Below are 17,188 nucleotides of genomic sequence, written 5' to 3' on the forward strand. Positions count from 1 at the left end.
GAAAGCAACATATTTTTGATTTTTAATTTTGGCAGGTCTCCTGGCTTTCGCTTTTCTGCACCTTCCCGTTTGCACAGTGGTTTTTTTGCAGAAACACTTACTACGATTTACAGTTGCGGGGACAGCTTGGGATTTTCACCCAATTCCCTATTATTTCCGTTTTATGGAAACCAAAATTTTTGCAAATATAAATTTATTAAACCGAAATGCAAAAAAATCATTACGGCTTTCAGTGTTGGGGATCAGTATTCAAGGTTATAAAAAGGTAGCATCAAAATAAAACGGAAGAAGATCTTTGATAGAATATACTTTTACCACTTCCTCATTCATACTTGAAAAATAAAGATTTATATTTTCGTTTTGCTTCGTTTCATATTCAATCAGACTTTGCCTGCAGGCCCCACAGGGAGGGATCGGAGGATTTTTTTCATCGGACCCTTCGGGGCCGCCTACGATAAAAATCTTTTTTACTTTTACATCCGGAAAATTGGCTGCAACCCAGAACAAAGTGGTTCTCTCAGCGCAGAGACCGGAAGGGAAGGCAGCATTTTCCTGGTTGTTCCCGGAATAGATCTCGCCGTTTTCCAATAGTACGGCACAGCCCACCAGAAATCGTGAATAGGGCGCATAAGCATTTTCACGGGCCTGCTTCGCCCTCTCAAACAACTTTTTCTCTATATCGTTCAGCTCATTGTTACTTTTAAAGTATTCGTAACTGATTTGAGTTTCTTTTTTCATATATTGTGGATTAAAAAAAGGGGGATAAATTTAGCTCTTTTTACCAAGGTGGACAATAAATTTATACACTAAAAAAAACTTAAAAATTCAGACTGAACATGTTATATACTCCTATTAAATTCAGGAATGTGGAATTGAAAAACCGATGGGTGATGTCTCCGATGTGTATGTATTCCTGTGAAGACGGCATGGCGAATGATTTTCATTTTGTACATTACGGAAGCAGGTCGCAGGGAGGAACCGGTTTGATCATGGTAGAAGCTGCCGGTGTAGAACCCCGTGGCCGGATCACCAATCACTGCATGGGGATCTGGACGGATGAACAGGCGGAAAAACTACAGAAAATCGTTGAATTTGTGCACGGAAATTCAGAAAGCAAGATCGGAATCCAGCTGGCGCATTCCGGAAGAAAAGGATCTACCTGGAACAATGTACAGATCCCGGTTGAAGAAGGATGGGAAACCGTTGCTCCAAGCCCGATTCCTTATCAGCCTTCTGAAAGGATCCCGCATGCGTTGACGAAAGAAGAAATCAAAGAAATAATCCTGCGTTTTAAAGAAGCAGCCGCAAGAGCTGTAAAAGCCGGTTTTGATGTGGTTGAAATTCATGGCGCGCATGGTTACCTTGTTCATCAGTTCCTGTCTCCGCTTTCCAATATCAGAACAGATGAGTATGGCGGCAGCTTTGAAAACAGGATCAGATTCCTGCTGGAAATTGTAGATGCGGTGAATGAAGAACTGAATGAAAATGTTGCCCTATTTGTAAGGATCTCAGGAACCGAATATGCTGAAAACGGCTGGAACATACGGGACAGTATAGAGTTGGCAAAAGTGTTGAAGGAGCATTCAGTAGATTTGGTTGACGTATCAAGCGGAGGCAACATTCATGGTGCAAAGATTCCTGTTTATGAAGGCTATCAGGTTCCTTTTTCTTCACAGGTAAGAAACGAGGCGGAAGTAAAAACCGGTGCAGTAGGGCTGATCACCAGGATAGATCTGGCGGAGGAGATTCTTCGGAAAGGAGAAGCTGACCTGATATTCGTGGCAAGAGAAATTCTGAGAAATCCCTATACTGCGGTCCAGGGTTCATTTGAAATGAAAGAAGAATGCTTTTTTCCCCATCAGTATACCAGAGCGAAAATTTCTTCATAATTTTACCGGACCCGACAAAATGCAATATGAAAATTGAAGACTTTATGCTGCCCTGTCCCAGTAAAAAGTTCCTGGGGATAGAATGCTTCGGATGCGGTACCCAGAGAGCCATTGTTATGGTTTTTGAGGGAAGATTCTCCGAGGCATTCCATATGTTTCCGGCAGTATATACCCTTTTGCTGTTTTTTGCTACGGTTGTCCTTAATTTTATTGACAGAAAAAGGAACTATGGTAATGCATTGATTTTTCTGGCGATAGTCAATTCAGTTATCATGGTATTTTCATACTTTTATAAACATTTCTTTATAACACATTAAAAATAATCTTAAATTATAAGCTATGGACCAAAAATTGCCAAATGCACAAACAGTACTTATTCTAGGAATCGTTTCAGTAGTGGGAACATGCTGCTGTACAGGTTTAGTCGGAATTATATGCGGACTTATCGGCCTTAATAAATATAAAAATGATAAACTGCTTTACGATCAGAATCCGTCACTATATTCAGATTTCAATAACCTGAATACGGGGCGTATCTTATGTATCATAGGCCTGGCACTAGGCTCTTTGCAGGTCCTTTATATGGTTTATGCCATTGCAACCCTGGGCTGGGATGGATATATGCAGCAAATACAGCAGCTTTCCAGAATGGGAAGAGGGGTATAATGGACAGATCGTTATTGAAAAAATCAAAGGCCGCATGATTGCGGCCTTTGACTTTTTCAATAGATGAATAGTTATCTAACAATAAATTTTAGCAGAGTACTGTCCAGTTTTAAAATATAAATTCCTGGTTCGAGTTTTTGGATCCTTATAGAATTTCCATTTCCTTTGAAGGGGTTTTCAATGGTCTGCATTATTTTTCCCTGAAGATTATAAATTTCAGCCTTTTTGATATTCTGGGTGTTTCCTTTTATAAAAATTTCCTGATTTGAAACCGGATTAGGATATACCTGCAGGCTTTCTGCTTCCGATGATCCGGAAATATTGCTGCTTAGCTTTGAAGCTGTTGTTCCCGGATAGCAGGTCCAGCTCAGATTATCAATGGCAACACGGTTGCTTGTTGAACTATTGGTCAGGGTTACGATCACATTTCCGGAAACATTGATGTTGCTGAGGGTAGTGGTGGTTACATTGGAATTATAAGGAATGGTTCCTACGGTGACCCCATTCACCTGGACATTGAAGGTGCCGCTGCTTCCGCTGAACTTTAACTGAGTGGTAACGGTCAAAGAGCCGATACCATTACCCGAAGCGCTGGATTTTAATGATCCGTTTCTTACTGTGATGGCTTTATTGGTGATGGTCTGATCAGTTCTTGCATCCGTTGCGGTCCAGGTTACTCCGTTATTGGTCCACGTTCTTGTGGTATAGCTGGATGAGCTGCTTGTCGGAATCGTTTCAAAGGTCTCGTTTATACAGCCGGAAGGAGCAGGTGTTCCCGGATCCGTACCACCGCCTCCTGAATCTGAGCCGGAACCCCAGATAAGATTCACATAATTTGGATTGTCGATGAAAGGATTTCTGTTCCCCTGATAGGTATAGGATGAATTATTCCTGTTGATTTCAGCCTGAGAAACAGGATCCTGATTATGCCAGGCCAGCAAAACATTCAGCTCCCAGGTCTGCAGCCCCGGAAATGCTGAATTTCCCAGCATATTTCCTGAAGAAAAGGTAGAAAGCTTATTTTGATAACGGGTCACGAAATAGAAGATCATACGGGCCACATCACCTTTAAACTCATCGATAGGCTCAAACACGGTTCCTGAGTATCCTGATGAAACAGAATTTCCCAGCTTGGATCCGTTCAGCGATGTAAAAGTAGCTGTTCCCACCTTTCCAAAAGGATAATTGCTTCTCATCCCATTCACTTTTCCATCAGTGGCTCTGATAAAATGAATATCGGAAACCATCGGAGAAGCTTCATTAAATAAGCTTTGGGGAACGATATGCTCACGGTTGTAGCAGTTTCCTTCCACTGAATAGGTTCCGCACTGGTTCACTCCCGGGGTATATTTGTACGGATCTGTTCCGGCAGGCCTTTCTGAATAGATATCCAGAATAGACCCGTCATTTTCGTAATTTTTGTCGATGTCTGCTGTTTTATAACCGGTCCATAATCCGCTATAGCCCTTATCCTGGTGCCCGTTTGTAATGATGTTGCTCAGTGCGGTTTTCAATGCGGCGCCTGTCAGACCATTGGCAGCACTATAATAGCCCGCAGGAGCCTGGGCACTGGCTAAAGCTCCGAATACAAGAAATAATAATGTTTTTTTCATAATATAATATTTCGGTAAGATTACTACATTTTCTAGAGAAAAAAATTACGTGATTGTTAATTTTAATACGTCACGCATTTTATTTTTCATTCCATTAAAATACAAGATTATGTTGTAATAATTTTTATTTTATCATTGCTTGTGTTAATTTTTTTAGCTCTATTTCAATTTTTTATTTAGTTGATAAAAATCATGAATATTTTAAGATGATTATACGGATAAATAATTAATTTCGTCTTTATTATTTTTATTTAGAATGATTAAAAACTTATCTCTTAGAATTTGTCTGCCTGTAGCAGGCCTTTTATGCGGTATCTCATATACCCATGCACAATGTAATGCCGTGAGCGGTTTTGCGGAAAATTTTGATTCCTATAATGCTCCTGAAAGTATTGTTCCGGATTGCTGGGACAGGATTGTTCTGAATGGTGCCAGCCAGATTATCTCGAGTACGCAGCCCGCTTCGGGAACGAGCCAGATATATCAGTTCGGATATGGGAACGGCAAGATCTCAATAGTAATTATGCCAAGGGTCACCAATATCAATGCGGGGACCCACCGTTTCAGGTTCAAGGTGAAGGCGAATTCCGCGGGATTTTTGGAATTCGGCTATATTACGGATCCTTCCGATGCATCAACTTTTGTGGTCCTTGAAAATATTACGATCACAAATACCGCTTATGATAGTTCATCAGAAAGGATCTTCACCGTACCTGCTTCCGTACCTGCGAATGCCCGGCTGGCGATTCGTAATCCCGGAACGAGCTGGGCGGGGCATTATTGGGATGATGCAGTCTGGGAACCTATCCCGAACCTGGCTACTCATGAAACCTATTTGAATCCGGTAAAGGCTTATCCGAACCCCTTTAATGATGTCTTGCATATTTCGGATCTGAAGGAGGTAAAGACTATTACTGTTAATGATGCTGTGGGAAGAACGGTAAGAACCATCACGAAACCGGAAAAGGAATTGTATCTGGAAGATCTGGAAAAAGGTGTATATTTTGTAACGCTCCGATATAATAACGGTACGGACAGGATTATCAAAGCCATTAAAAAATAATTGCCAGCATTGCCATATAGTAAAAGCCGGTAACATCTGTACCGGCTTTTTTATGGTGAATGATTTTAAATATTATTTTCTTTGAGGAGGATAGTTGGCCATGATCTCGGCCATGATCTCAGGGATCTGCCTTTGTTTGGCTTTCGGTGAATCTACAGAAATTCCGCTTCCGATCCCCTGCCAAACCAGTTTATTGGTTTTTGCATCAATAAGATCAACGATCAGGGCACCTTCATTGTAATTACTGGTCCATGTTCTGTTCATGCCTATACCCCATCCGAAAGGACCGCCCCAGCCATACATGCCATAAGGAGAATTGGTGGTGATATCTGTTACCTTTTTATGATTAGCTTTTACATTTACGATAAGATCAGGGTTTTCCCCGGATGCAAGACCTTTGCTTTGTAATTGCCTTGATAATTCATTCAGAACCCTGTCTTTATCAATATCATTCAGTTTCAGATCATCAATTCTTATCTTATAGGTTTTATAAGAATTGAAATTGGCTGTTTCAGCATAATCTGAGCGAACCTGGAAAGGACTGCAAGACGTTAAACCCAAAGTAGCCGCAGCTAACAAAATAAAAATATATTTTTTCATTTTATTTATTTTTTTTATCGTTTTTAATAAATGTGTCGGTCTTTTTATCGTATCCATATGGACAATGCCTACAGCCACTTTTACAGCAATATCCTCTTTTCAGGTGAAATTTTTCTGTAAAAACCTTGTAACCCTGCTCATTGTAGTAAAAGTCTTCATTTTCTTTGATGTCAAAATGGGCCATAAGTTAAATTCTTAAATCAAAAAACTTTTATATTTGTTAGTATGATAATTGTGTGCCAAAAGCCGTTAAAAAAACTGAAAATTAACGGCATAGCCCTCTTTCCCTTTATCTTCATTAGGAGACCCGAAGATAAGGAAAATAAAGTACTTATTAATCATGAAAAAATTCATTTGAGGCAACAGCTGGAGCTGCTGGTGATTTTCTTTTATTTTTTCTATGTTATTGAATATTATTACTGGCTTTTCAGATTGAGAGACAGCTACCGGGCATACATGAGCATTTCTTTTGAGAGAGGCCTATACCTGTGAAGGAGATCTAAACTACCTCAAAAAAAGGAAACCCTGGAGCTTCCGGAAGTATCTTGGATAATTTCTGTATGTTCAGATATGAAATATATGGCTATCGGGAAATCCGGAAAAGCTAAAAGAGTGTAAGGATTTGTCTTTTTAAGTTTTGTTTAACTAATTTAAAAATGATCTTTTAAAATAAATTCAGGAAATTTGCACGGATGAAACTTCCGGATATTCATATTCCTATTGTAGAAATCCCTGCCGGGAAAAACCTGAGACTCTTTATAAAAAGGGAAGACCTTGTTCATCCCCTGATTTCGGGGAACAAATACTGGAAACTGTTTTATAATATCAATAATTATTTGGGCCGTAATCCTGCAGAGCCTTATCTGATAACTTTCGGCGGAGCTTTTTCCAACCATATTTCCGCGGTTTCCGCATTGGGAGAGATGATGGGCATCAGGACGCTGGGCATCATAAGAGGAGAGGAACTACAGCATAAATGGCGTGATAATCCAACCCTGGCTTTTGCCAAAAGGAACGGTATGAATTTAAAATTTGTGACCCGTGAGGAGTACCGGCATAAGGAAAAACTGGCGGAATTCCTTCAGCAACAGTTTCCTCATGCCCTGATCATTCCTGAAGGCGGAACCAATAAAGACGCCGTAGCAGGCATAAAAATGATGCTCAATGACGAAACAAAAGATTTTGACTATCTTTGCACTGCAGTCGGGACCGGGGGAACCATTGCAGGGATTTCCAGATTTTGTGAAGATAATCAGAATGTTATAGGCTTTAAGGTGGTTGATGATTCTTCCCTGGAAAGTAAAATCAGGGAACTAACCTTAAGAAGAAATTTTGATCTAATAGATTCGCACTTCGGGGGGTATGGTAAAATAAAAGATGAGAACATCCGTTTTATCAATGAGTTCAGGGAAAGGTACGGCATCCCTCTGGAGCCGGTATATACGGGGAAAATGATGCAGAAAATTTTTGAGCTGATCGATGAAGGCTACTTCCCTGAAAACAGTAAAGTTCTATGCTTCCATACCGGTGGTTTGCAGGGAATAGAGGGCGCGAACCTGCTTTTAAAAAAACAGAATAGAAATTTAATTATATAAGTAAAATTGAAAAACATGAAAAGACTTTTCTTATTAATAAGCCTTTTAGTTTTATCAAAATTCTCAGCCCAGACCTGGGCCACTGAAGATCAGTACATTCAAAAATTTGCTCAATATGCCGTGGAAGAAATGGAGAAATATAAAATCCCGGCTTCTATTACGCTCGCGCAGGGGCTTTTAGAAACAGGAGGCGGGCAAAGCAGGCTGGCACAGCAAGGAAAGAATCACTTCGGAATAAAATGTAAAGAGGACTGGACAGGCAAGACCATGACCCATACAGATGATGCTCCTAATGAGTGTTTCCGTGTGTATGACGATGCGAGACAGTCTTATGAAGATCATTCGATCTTTTTATCTACGAGAAAATATTATGCGAACCTTTTCAAACTGGATATGAAAGATTACAAAGGATGGGCTTATGGCCTTAAAAAGGCCGGCTATGCTACCAACCCACGGTATGCGTCTATCCTGATCGGTAAAATTGAAAAGTATAAGCTGTATGAGTTTGATAATACTAATTCTAAAGAAGTATTGTACGCCGTTCTTAAAATGTATCCTGAGCTGAAAGACGACAGAGCCTTCATGGCCCAGCTGGAGCCTTCAAAAATGGTAAAAAAGGAACCTGTTACGGTGAATGTTCCATACAAACAAACCTCTTACGCCCAACAGCAAAAAAGAGTGGAAAAGATCAAGACCAAAGCTGAGATCCTCAATTCCATCATCATAAAAAGTCACCCGAATGAAGGGCTGAAGTATATTGTCATTCCTGAAGATACCAATGTTCAGTTCATAGCCGGTAAATTCAAGATAAGCGAAAGCAAACTCATTAAATGGAATGAGCTTGAAAGCAATGTGCTGAAGAAAAATGACATCATCTTCCTTGAATCTAAAAACTCTGAAGGAAATACGCCTACCTATAAGGCAGCATCAGGAGAGGATATGCATGATATCGCTCAGAAATTCGGGATCAAATTACATAAGCTATACGCCAAGAACAGGATGGATGAAGGACAACAGCCGTCCGCAGGGCAGTTGATCTACCTCATAGACAAGAAACCAAGAAACTAATTTAATTTGTGACAGTTGCCCATCAGTAATAATCCGGCAGGCAGCTTAACGAACAAACAGCATATGAAATATCAAAGAAGTTCGGCTTTATTTGATGAAGCCTACAAGTACATTCCCGGCGGGGTGAACTCTCCGGTCCGTGCATTCAAATCGGTAGGCGGTGTTCCCGTCTTTATGAAATCAGCAAAAGGGGCTTACCTTACCGATGAAGATGATAATACTTATATTGACTATATCAACTCTTGGGGACCGGCCATTCTGGGCCATACACATCCTGAAGTCCTTGAAGAACTGAAATTACAGGCTGAAAAAGGCTTTTCTTTCGGTGCTCCCACAGAACTGGAAACCGAGATCGCTAAACTCATTACGGAAAATGTTCCGAATATAGACCAGATCAGAATGGTTTCTTCAGGAACTGAAGCCTGTATGAGCGCGATCAGGCTGGCAAGAGGTTATACGGGAAGAGATAAAATCATCAAGTTTGAAGGCTGCTATCACGGTCATTCAGATTCATTTTTAATCAAGGCGGGTAGTGGCGCGGCAACCTTTGGGAATCCGAACTCACCCGGCGTTACCCAGGGTACGGCAAAAGATACCCTTTTGGCAAGGTATAATGATTTTGAACAGGTGGAAGATCTGTTTCGCCATAATCCGGGGGAAATAGCCGCGGTAATTATAGAACCGGTTGCCGGAAACATGGGCTGCGTGCTTCCCGAAAATAATTTCCTGCAAAATTTAAGAAGGATCTGTGACGAAAACGGGGCTCTATTGATTTTTGATGAGGTGATGACGGGGTTCAGGCTGGCTTTTGGCGGAGCTCAGGAACTTTTCAATGTGAAGGCTGATCTGGTAACCTATGGGAAGGTGATCGGTGGCGGGCTTCCTGTGGGTGCATTTGCGGGAAGAAATGAGATTATGGACCATCTGGCACCCAAAGGCGGCGTTTACCAGGCGGGAACATTAAGCGGTAACCCTTTAGCCATGAGAGCAGGTCTGAAAACGCTTCAGATCATCAAAAATGATCCGGATTTTTTTAACAGGATCAATAAAACCGCGGAAACTCTGGATTTCGAGATTGGGAAAATTTTAAATGAAAAGGGAATTGCCCATAAGATCAACAGGAAGGGTTCCATGATGTCTGTTTTCTTCCATATCAACAGGGTTTCTAATTTTGATGAAGCTCAGGAAGCAAATCATTCATTATTCAATAATTTTTTCCATCAGATGCTTCAAAATGGAGTGTATCTTCCACCAAGTGGCTACGAAACGTATTTCATCAGTGATGCAATTAAAGAGAAAGAAATTGACATGACTTTAGAAGCAGTCAGAAAATTTGAATATTCTTAATAGATAAGGATAAATTTTAAAGAGATGGGGCTTTTGCTTCGTCCTTTTTTGTTTTTATGTAAACACAAATTTCACAAATATTTTCACGAATGGCACGGATATTTGCGTAATCCTGAGGAAATTATCTATCAGTTTTTATTTACTATAAAAAATTATTCGTCGGCTCTTCTTTTAGTATAAATATTAGTAACAACCGCTGCCCATCCGTCTGTAAAGCTGAAAGCATCGTCTGCATTACCGGCAGAAATGATATTAGAAACTATGACTGTACCCCGTAAAGTTTAATACCGTCGTCTGAACCATTGAGTAATGAAATATTGTCTGCTTTTGTGCCGTTACCTGCACCACATAAAGAAAGTCCGTTGAATTTTTTGCTGGGTGCGAACTCTGCTCCTGCATGAAACCGGAGAAAATGCCGTGCCGTTGGCATATAATTGTCCGCCTTGTTCTACCAAAAGATAAGATGCCGCACCTGCTGTTGCCACGATTCTGGTTCCTGCAGGAATCACAAGTTTTCCTCCGTTTTTCATAATGACACTGCCGGTAAGTACATATACTTTGGTGGCATCCAGTATTACGACTTCTCCATTGGTAACTTCACCCTTAAAATTACTTGGGTCTAATGCAATTTCATATAATTTTTAATATTAATTCTAGGTGTTGTGATTTTTTGTGATGTAAAGAAAGAGAAAAATCAAAAAATTGATGTTAAAAGAAAAATAACTAATTATTAATAAATTTTTGAAATAACACTAAAAATAATTCCATTAAAAAACGGCATCGGAAATATTCCCGATGCCGTTTCTTTCAATTTGATATGAAAAAACTAATTACTATTTTTATAAGCTAGACCATCCAGAAGCCCAAGAAGGAGTGGAAGTTCCATTTCCTGCACCTGTAGCACTTGCGTTTTCTGTGTATGTGTTAGCTAATACTGTTACAGAAGTTCCTGCATTAGATTTAGCAGAAGCTTTAGTCGTAACGTTGTCAAACTTGATGTTTGTAATTTTACCACCTCCGTTGAAGTAGCTTACAGACGCATCATTCTCAATATTGATACCTGTAGCCCATCCTGAAAGCACTACGTTGTCGATTGTAGCGTAAGTTCCAACTCTTAGTTTGAAACCATCAGCTTCTCCTGTAGTTCCTCCGATGAAGGTAGCATTTTTAATCGTAGGATTAGATCTTGGAGACGCATCATGGTTGTTTGAGTTGTTATCCGCCTCAATACCTCTGTTTCCTGTACCGTTTGCTCTTCTCTTTGTAAAGATATTTGTGGCAGTTCCGTTCCACCCTTCTGTCCAGTCGAATGCATCATCTTCATTACTGATAGAAACAATGTTTGATACGTTTACAGTTCCACCGAAAAACTCTATACCATCATCAGATCCGTTTACTAAAGCTACATTTTCAACTTTAGTTCCGCTTCCTACTCCGAATAAGGAAAGTCCGTTGAATTCTTTATCAGCAGTATAAATTGCTCCGGCATATTCAACTCTTACATATGTTAAAGATCCTGAGTTATCAGTAGGGTTTGTACCTCCATAAGTAGCGTTACCAACTTCAGCAGTAGCAGTAGTACCTTTATTGATCGGTGCTCTACCACAAAGTACTAATCCTCCCCAGCTTCCTGGTGCGCCTGCAGGAGATGTGAATACTACAGGTGCAGATTGAGTACCGTTTGCGAATATCTGTCCGCCTTGTTCTACAGTGATGAAAGAAGAAGTACCACCTGTAGCTTCAATTCTTGTACCTGCAGGAATAATAAGTTTACCACCATCTTTCACCATTACAGCGCCTGTAAGCTTGTAAACTTTAGAAGGGTCTAATGTTACAACCTGTCCGTTAGGAATATCTCCCTTGAAATTGTTCGGGTCTTGGGCAATACCTACAGGTGTTACTGTTGGAATTGAATCATCATCACTGCTGCTGCATGACTGGATTGCAAATGAAGTACCAATAAATAAAGCTGCAGCTATTAATTTTAAGTGATTCTTTTTCATAATACTTTAGATTTTATTCTTTTTAATTTATTTTAAAATTCATAAGAAACTCCTAGTCCTAAACCAATACCTCTTTTGTATTGTTTAGAAATAAGTTCTGCTCCTTCGTTGTCCTGTACTCTTTTAATGGTAGGGTTGATTAAGTTTTTACCTTGGAGAGAAATCCCGATTCCATTGTTAAACTTAAATCTTGCCGTAGCATCCAAAGTGTTGATGGCTTTGTCTACCATATTCCCTCTTTTTTCGAAACCCAGAGAGTAAATATTGTCTCCGATGTAAGAATATGCTACCACCAAGTCAAGATTTCCTGTTCTCCATTTTGTTTCCCAGCCTAAGTTTACGTTGGCAAGGAAATCTGAAGCTCCCTGCATTTTTTCTTTGTCTTTAAGGAAGTTTCCGGAAACGTATGTATTTTCTTTAGATAATTTTTCAGAATCCAGATCTTGTTCCGTATTCAGATAGGTTGCGTTAAGGAAAGTATAAATTCTGGAATTTCCTTTTGTATAAAGGTCTTTTCTGAATTCAATTTCAGCTCCGAATACTCTGGCGCTTTCTCCAACGTTAGCAAATGAAACGACGTTTGATGAAGAAGCAATGGTAATCCTTGATATCGGATTTTTGATATATTTTCCGAATGCTGTGATGGAAATTACTTCATTCTTTTTCGGGAACCATTCCCATTTTAAGTCTAAATTATAATTATCAGATGGATAAACATCTTTGTTACCTAAGCTTGATTCGTCGATATCTTCATATTCGAACGGAGCCATTTCCAATAATAGTGGAGTAGTGTAGGTCTTGGAAGCCGATAATCTGAAGTTGTTGAAATCATTTAAAGCATACTTAATATTTAATGATGGCAAAATTTTATTATAATTTTTATCTAAATTACCACCGTTAGAAAGTAATGCTGTGTTGTACGTCATTTTCTGACTTAAATTATCATAACGAACTCCGATCTGTGCCGTTAATTTTTCATTAAATTTATAATCGAAGTTTACATATCCTGCATTATTGAAGATTTCAGATGTAAAGAACTGAGGAATCAAAGCTGTAGCCGGATCAAATTTCACATCTCCTCTGAACGTTACAATATCAAATGCACCAACCTGATAGTTCAACGGATTAAAGAAAGTATCATAATTATTAGGATCTACGAAATAACTTCCTTGGTTCAGTTTAATTCTGAAATTGTACTGGGTAGCTCTGAAATCACTGTCTTTATATCTTCCGCTGTATCCTAAAGTCAATTTTGCATTATCAGAGAATTTGTAATCTGCGTGGATGTCTCCTACATAATCATTCTCAATGAGATTATCAAAATATCTGTTGTTTGCTCCGGGGTTACTGCTTGCGAAGAAACTTGTATTCATTTCCTTGTCGAAGATCGTTACGTTCTGCTGACGGTCTGGTCTTTTACTTTCAAGTCTGTTGTATCCTAAATTCCAAGAAAGTTTCAAAGGTTCTGATAAAGTATGCTCACCTCTTAATTGGTTTACAAATAAATCGTTTACTTTGTAAGTTGCTCTTCTCAGATTTGTTACATATCTTTCCTGTAAAGGATCGTTATCATAATAATCTCTGTTATATCCCTGGTAGTTGCCCAACTTTTGGTCGGTAGTATGAATATAATTTGTTGTGAAATTAATATTATGATTACTGTTTATCTTATAGTTTAAGTTTAATAAACCTGTGCTATTTGTAAGATATCTGTATTCTTCAGCATTGTTGTAGATTTTCAGCGGAGTGTTTTGTCCGTCATACGCACCACCTGCAATTCCTTTTACATATCCGTAATCATTATCAAATGCTGCATATCCGAAGATACTTAATTTCCCTGTAGAACCTACTTTGAAGTTTGTTCCGAAATCTATTCCTAAAGACGATGCAAAAGGATTATTTTGCTCCTTATTCTGCCATGATGTTTTAAAAACATATCCTGCGCTTGCAACAGAAGCATTAGATGGCTTTTTAATAATATCGGTTCCGAAGAAATTCGGTCCGTCTTGTAAGTAAAAATTATTTTTCTGAATCGCATTAAAGTTTACGGAAGATCCTAAATTTACTTTAAAATAAGGCTTTCCTGTATATACTTTTGAAACGATATCTACGTTGGCTCCAGCCATATCTCCCCAGATTCTAGGAGTGTATACTTTTTCTAAGCTTAAGTAATCGATCATATCAGTTTTCACGATACCCAAGTCGATGTTCTTATATAGAGGATCATTGGATGGAATAGGAAGACCATTCATTGTTGTAGAGTTATATCTGTCTCCCAGACCCCTTACGAAAATCTGTCCACTGCTTTCCTGTTTCTGTGTTCCGGTAGCCTTGGTTACAGCTGTCGCGGCATCCCCCACACCCTGCTTGGCAAGCTGTACGGAGCCCACACGTTCAATAACTTCTACAGATTTTTTTTGTAAATTAATAAGATTGGCTTCTGTTCCCTTTTTGGTAGATCCTTTGATTACTACTCCTTCGATCTTTTTTTCGTTCTTAATCGAATCTTTTTTCGTCTCTTGAGCGTAAAGTACAGTTCCTGATGTTGTCAAAAACAAAACTGCGATATTCAGTTTTCTAAAATTCATTTCTTTTTTACTATATTCTTTCGCTGCAAAGGAATAAAGAATCTATGGCCTAAATGGTTTAATAAAATTTAATTTTTCCTTAACTAAATATTAAGAAAAGAGTATTATTGTTAACTTTATGTGAACGATAACCAATTTATTAATCGATCATTTAAAAATTATTAACTTTGACTCGTAAAAAATAAAGATGAACCAAAAGAAAATACTCTTAATAGACGACGAACTGGATATTTTAGAGATTCTGTCTTATAATTTGGAAAAGGAGGGATACGATATTTATACCGCGACTAACGGTAATGAAGGTATCGAAAAAGCTAAGGAAATTATCCCCGATCTTATCTTACTGGATGTAATGATGCCGGAAAAAGACGGTATCGAAACCTGTCAGGAGCTCCGCAAGATTAAAGAACTTCAAAAAACGCTCATTGTTTTTCTTTCTGCAAGAAGCGAAGAATTTTCCCAGCTGGCCGGTTTTCAGGCAGGAGCCAATGATTATATCGTAAAGCTGATCAAACCGAAAATCCTCATTTCTAAGGTGAATGCCCTGCTTCAGCTTACCTCTCAGGTATCTGACAATGCCAAGCTGATAGAGATAGGAGACCTGGTGATTGATAAGGATAACTTCAGGGTTTCTAAGAACGGACAACAGTTCTTGCTTCCAAAAAAAGAATTTGATTTGCTCTATCTTTTGGCTTCCAACACGGAAAAGGTTTTCAAAAGAGAGGAGATCCTTGAAAAAGTCTGGGGCAATGACGTGATCGTAGGCGAAAGAACAATAGATGTCCATATCAGGAGATTAAGAGAAAAGCTGGGGATCAATACCATCCAGACCTTAAAAGGAATCGGTTACAAACTTATAGTTTGATAACCTAAAAAACCTATCTTTATATCAACCAATTAAAATTGTAAAATTGAAATTTTACAGGCTTACCCTCGTCGCCTCTTGTCTTCTGACATTGGTGATGTTTCTTTTAGTAATCATTTTTGATTCACTAAAAGATATCTATTATCAGACCCCTTTTTTTAAATTAGGCTTATTTCTCTGCCTTGTCCTTATCTTTATCATCAATTATGTAGTGCTGGAGCTGCTCTTCAATTATTATGGTAAAAAGCAGGTACGTGGTCTGTCTGAAATCCTGCCGCAGGAGATCGTTCACGATCACGATGAAAATATTACCATTAAAGAGCTGGGGGAAAGATTTTCAGATCTTAATCAGCAGAAGGTTACCGAGATCGATATGATGAAGGAGATGGAAAGTTACCGTAAAGAATATATCGGGAATGTTTCCCATGAACTTAAAACCCCGTTGTTTTCCATTCAGGGCTATGTGGAAACTTTAAGGGACGGAGGGGTTGATAACCTATCCATCCGGGACAAGTATCTGGAAAGGATTGATAAATCCGTTGAAAGGCTGATAGCCATTGTTACGGATCTGGATATGATCAACAGGCTGGAGGCAGGAGAGATCAATCTTACCATTTCAAGATTTGACGTCAACCTCCTGATTAAGGAAATCTTTGATCTGCTTGATCTGGAAGCCGAAAAACATAATACCACCTTGCAGATCCAGACCCTTCATCCACAAATCTTTGTAGATGCGGATAAACAAAAAATCTCACAGGTATTCATTAATCTGATATCCAATGCCATTCACTATGCAAACCGGCAGGAAGCCAGAGTTATTGTAAAGACCAGTGTTCTTAAAAATAAAGTTCTTATAGAAGTGATCGACAACGGAATGGGCATAAAGCCCGAGATCCTGCCCAGAATCTTTGAACGATTTTACCGTGTGGAAACCAGCCGGAGCAGGAGAGAAGGAGGGTCAGGTTTAGGGCTTGCCATTGTGAAACATATCCTGGAAGCACATAACGAAAATATTACGGTGGAAAGCGTATATCTGGAAGGGACAAAATTCAGTTTTATGCTTGAAAAAGGTAAATAATTCCGGTAAAAATGTAAGAAAAAAAAATATTTTAAAAAATTCTAAAATATTTTTTTGTCACATCCCAATTATTATATATTTGCAACAGAAATTTATCATAATAACAAAGGCAAAAAAGTAATTTAAGAACTGATATGGTTTACAAAATCCGCGTAATATTAGATGCGAAAGAAGATATTTTCCGAGATATCGAAGTTAAAGGAAAACAGACGCTTTGGAACTTACATTTGGGAATTAAAAGTGCATTCAGCTTACAGGGAGATGAGCTTTCTACTTTTAATTTACTGGAAAATGATGGGACAATAGTAAAAAGTGTTCCGTTAGAAGATATGAGTGACGATGGGGATGGGGAAATTATGTCGGATGTATATATTGATGAAGCGTTTGAAAATATAGGGGATAGGGCCCAGTTTCAATACGGACTTCTTGATCTTTGGGAGTTTTTCTGTGAATTGGTGGAGATCATTGAAGAGACCAAAGGAGTTAATTACCCGATCACGGTTTACAGATTCGGTAATGTTCCTTTAAAAGCCCCAAGTAAAAACGGTAGCTCAGGATCCAAAAAGAAATCGGCAATGCCTTTGTTGGATGATGATTTCAATTTTGATGATGATTTTACGGCGACAGCCAGCTTTGTAGATGAAGAAGACGCTTTTGATGATGAAGAGGAAGAAGAAGATTACAATGATGATATCTTCGATGATGAGGATGATGATAATGACGAAAGATAATCCGATAGTCCATAATACAGCCCTGAATTGATCAGGGCTTTTTTTTGCCATAGACATCTGACTTTGTAACTGATCCTGATGG

Annotated in this window: 17 protein-coding genes, 2 pseudogenes and 1 riboswitch; of the genes and pseudogenes, 11 read left to right on the forward strand and 8 right to left on the reverse strand. The window is 38.9% G+C overall.

The window, feature by feature from the left end; genetic code table 11:
* Window positions 1-13: 13 nt before the first annotated feature.
* Window positions 14-190, reverse strand: a riboswitch (cobalamin riboswitch).
* 65 nt (window positions 191-255) lie between these two features.
* Window positions 256-738: a cytidine deaminase gene (gene cdd / locus ABMQ40_RS01120; RefSeq protein WP_370895654.1), complete on the reverse strand. Its 483-nt coding sequence runs from the start codon at window positions 736-738 to the stop codon at window positions 256-258.
* A gap of 98 nt (window positions 739-836) precedes the next feature.
* Between cdd and namA the strand changes: the two genes are divergently transcribed.
* From namA to ABMQ40_RS01135, 3 genes are read left to right on the forward strand one after another with little or no spacing between them, the layout of a single operon-like run.
* Window positions 837-1,889 (forward strand): NADPH dehydrogenase NamA, encoded by a 1,053-nt coding sequence (namA, locus tag ABMQ40_RS01125; RefSeq protein WP_370895656.1) that lies wholly within the window; start codon window positions 837-839, stop codon window positions 1,887-1,889.
* A 26-nt stretch (window positions 1,890-1,915) separates the two neighbouring features.
* Window positions 1,916-2,206: a DUF2752 domain-containing protein gene (locus ABMQ40_RS01130; protein ID WP_370895658.1), complete on the forward strand. Its 291-nt coding sequence runs from the start codon at window positions 1,916-1,918 to the stop codon at window positions 2,204-2,206.
* Between the two features lie 22 nt (window positions 2,207-2,228).
* The gene (locus ABMQ40_RS01135; RefSeq protein WP_370895660.1) at window positions 2,229-2,555 is read left to right on the forward strand and encodes a CCC motif membrane protein; all 327 of its coding nucleotides are present in this window, start codon (window positions 2,229-2,231) and stop codon (window positions 2,553-2,555) included.
* A gap of 71 nt (window positions 2,556-2,626) precedes the next feature.
* Here the strand turns inward: ABMQ40_RS01135 and ABMQ40_RS01140 are convergent, their stop codons facing one another.
* Window positions 2,627-4,168: an endonuclease gene (locus ABMQ40_RS01140; RefSeq protein WP_370895662.1), complete on the reverse strand. Its 1,542-nt coding sequence runs from the start codon at window positions 4,166-4,168 to the stop codon at window positions 2,627-2,629.
* 256 nt (window positions 4,169-4,424) lie between these two features.
* Between ABMQ40_RS01140 and ABMQ40_RS01145 the strand changes: the two genes are divergently transcribed.
* Window positions 4,425-5,231: a T9SS type A sorting domain-containing protein gene (locus ABMQ40_RS01145; protein ID WP_370895664.1), complete on the forward strand. Its 807-nt coding sequence runs from the start codon at window positions 4,425-4,427 to the stop codon at window positions 5,229-5,231.
* Between the two features lie 72 nt (window positions 5,232-5,303).
* Here ABMQ40_RS01145 and ABMQ40_RS01150 read toward each other — a convergent pair whose 3' ends face one another.
* Window positions 5,304-5,831, reverse strand: a complete 528-nt coding sequence (locus ABMQ40_RS01150) for a DUF4136 domain-containing protein (RefSeq protein ID WP_370895666.1) — start codon at window positions 5,829-5,831, stop codon at window positions 5,304-5,306.
* 1 nt (window position 5,832) lies between these two features.
* Entirely contained in the window at window positions 5,833-6,015 is a 183-nt protein-coding gene (locus ABMQ40_RS01155; RefSeq protein WP_370895668.1) for a C1orf53 family protein, read from the reverse strand.
* A gap of 41 nt (window positions 6,016-6,056) precedes the next feature.
* Here ABMQ40_RS01155 and ABMQ40_RS01160 point away from each other — a divergent pair.
* The 4 genes and pseudogenes from ABMQ40_RS01160 to hemL all read left to right on the forward strand — a co-directional run bounded on the left by ABMQ40_RS01160 (window position 6,057) and on the right by hemL (window position 9,841).
* Window positions 6,057-6,384: pseudogene (locus ABMQ40_RS01160) on the forward strand (hypothetical protein).
* A gap of 139 nt (window positions 6,385-6,523) precedes the next feature.
* Window positions 6,524-7,426, forward strand: a complete 903-nt coding sequence (locus tag ABMQ40_RS01165) for a 1-aminocyclopropane-1-carboxylate deaminase/D-cysteine desulfhydrase (protein WP_370895670.1) — start codon at window positions 6,524-6,526, stop codon at window positions 7,424-7,426.
* 15 nt (window positions 7,427-7,441) lie between these two features.
* On the forward strand, window positions 7,442-8,494 hold the full coding sequence (locus tag ABMQ40_RS01170; RefSeq protein ID WP_370895672.1) for a glucosaminidase domain-containing protein: 1,053 nt from the start codon (window positions 7,442-7,444) through the stop codon (window positions 8,492-8,494).
* Window positions 8,495-8,557: 63 nt separating this feature from the next.
* The gene (hemL, locus tag ABMQ40_RS01175; protein ID WP_370895674.1) at window positions 8,558-9,841 is read left to right on the forward strand and encodes a glutamate-1-semialdehyde 2,1-aminomutase; all 1,284 of its coding nucleotides are present in this window, start codon (window positions 8,558-8,560) and stop codon (window positions 9,839-9,841) included.
* A 152-nt stretch (window positions 9,842-9,993) separates the two neighbouring features.
* Here hemL and ABMQ40_RS16730 read toward each other — a convergent pair.
* The 4 genes and pseudogenes from ABMQ40_RS16730 to ABMQ40_RS01190 all read right to left on the reverse strand — a co-directional run bounded on the left by ABMQ40_RS16730 (window position 9,994) and on the right by ABMQ40_RS01190 (window position 14,432).
* Window positions 9,994-10,271: pseudogene (locus ABMQ40_RS16730) on the reverse strand (beta-helix domain-containing protein).
* On the reverse strand, window positions 10,177-10,470 hold the full coding sequence (locus ABMQ40_RS01180) for a beta-helix domain-containing protein (protein ID WP_503128615.1): 294 nt from the start codon (window positions 10,468-10,470) through the stop codon (window positions 10,177-10,179). Before ABMQ40_RS01180 ends, ABMQ40_RS16730 begins: the two are co-directional and overlap by 95 nt.
* 210 nt (window positions 10,471-10,680) lie before the next feature.
* Window positions 10,681-11,844: a beta-helix domain-containing protein gene (locus tag ABMQ40_RS01185; RefSeq protein ID WP_370895678.1), complete on the reverse strand. Its 1,164-nt coding sequence runs from the start codon at window positions 11,842-11,844 to the stop codon at window positions 10,681-10,683.
* 32 nt (window positions 11,845-11,876) lie between these two features.
* Window positions 11,877-14,432, reverse strand: coding sequence for a TonB-dependent receptor domain-containing protein (locus ABMQ40_RS01190; RefSeq protein ID WP_370895680.1), 2,556 nt, complete (start codon window positions 14,430-14,432; stop codon window positions 11,877-11,879).
* A 187-nt stretch (window positions 14,433-14,619) separates the two neighbouring features.
* On the opposite strand from ABMQ40_RS01190, the gene ABMQ40_RS01195 reads away from it, so the two are divergent.
* The 3 genes from ABMQ40_RS01195 (at window position 14,620) to ABMQ40_RS01205 (ending at window position 17,106) form a co-directional block, all read left to right on the forward strand.
* Window positions 14,620-15,297 carry a response regulator transcription factor gene (locus ABMQ40_RS01195; RefSeq protein ID WP_370895682.1) on the forward strand — a complete coding sequence of 226 codons (678 nt, stop codon included), beginning with the start codon at window positions 14,620-14,622 and terminating at the stop codon, window positions 15,295-15,297.
* A 46-nt stretch (window positions 15,298-15,343) separates the two neighbouring features.
* Entirely contained in the window at window positions 15,344-16,375 is a 1,032-nt protein-coding gene (locus ABMQ40_RS01200) for a sensor histidine kinase (RefSeq protein WP_370895684.1), read from the forward strand.
* 134 nt (window positions 16,376-16,509) lie between these two features.
* Window positions 16,510-17,106 carry an IS1096 element passenger TnpR family protein gene (locus ABMQ40_RS01205; RefSeq protein ID WP_370895686.1) on the forward strand — a complete coding sequence of 199 codons (597 nt, stop codon included), beginning with the start codon at window positions 16,510-16,512 and terminating at the stop codon, window positions 17,104-17,106.
* Window positions 17,107-17,188 lie beyond the last annotated feature (82 nt).

Origin of the sequence: Chryseobacterium gossypii, from assembly GCF_041361455.1 — a bacterium.
In the GTDB taxonomy this organism is placed as follows: Bacteria; Bacteroidota; Bacteroidia; order Flavobacteriales; family Weeksellaceae; genus Chryseobacterium; species Chryseobacterium gossypii.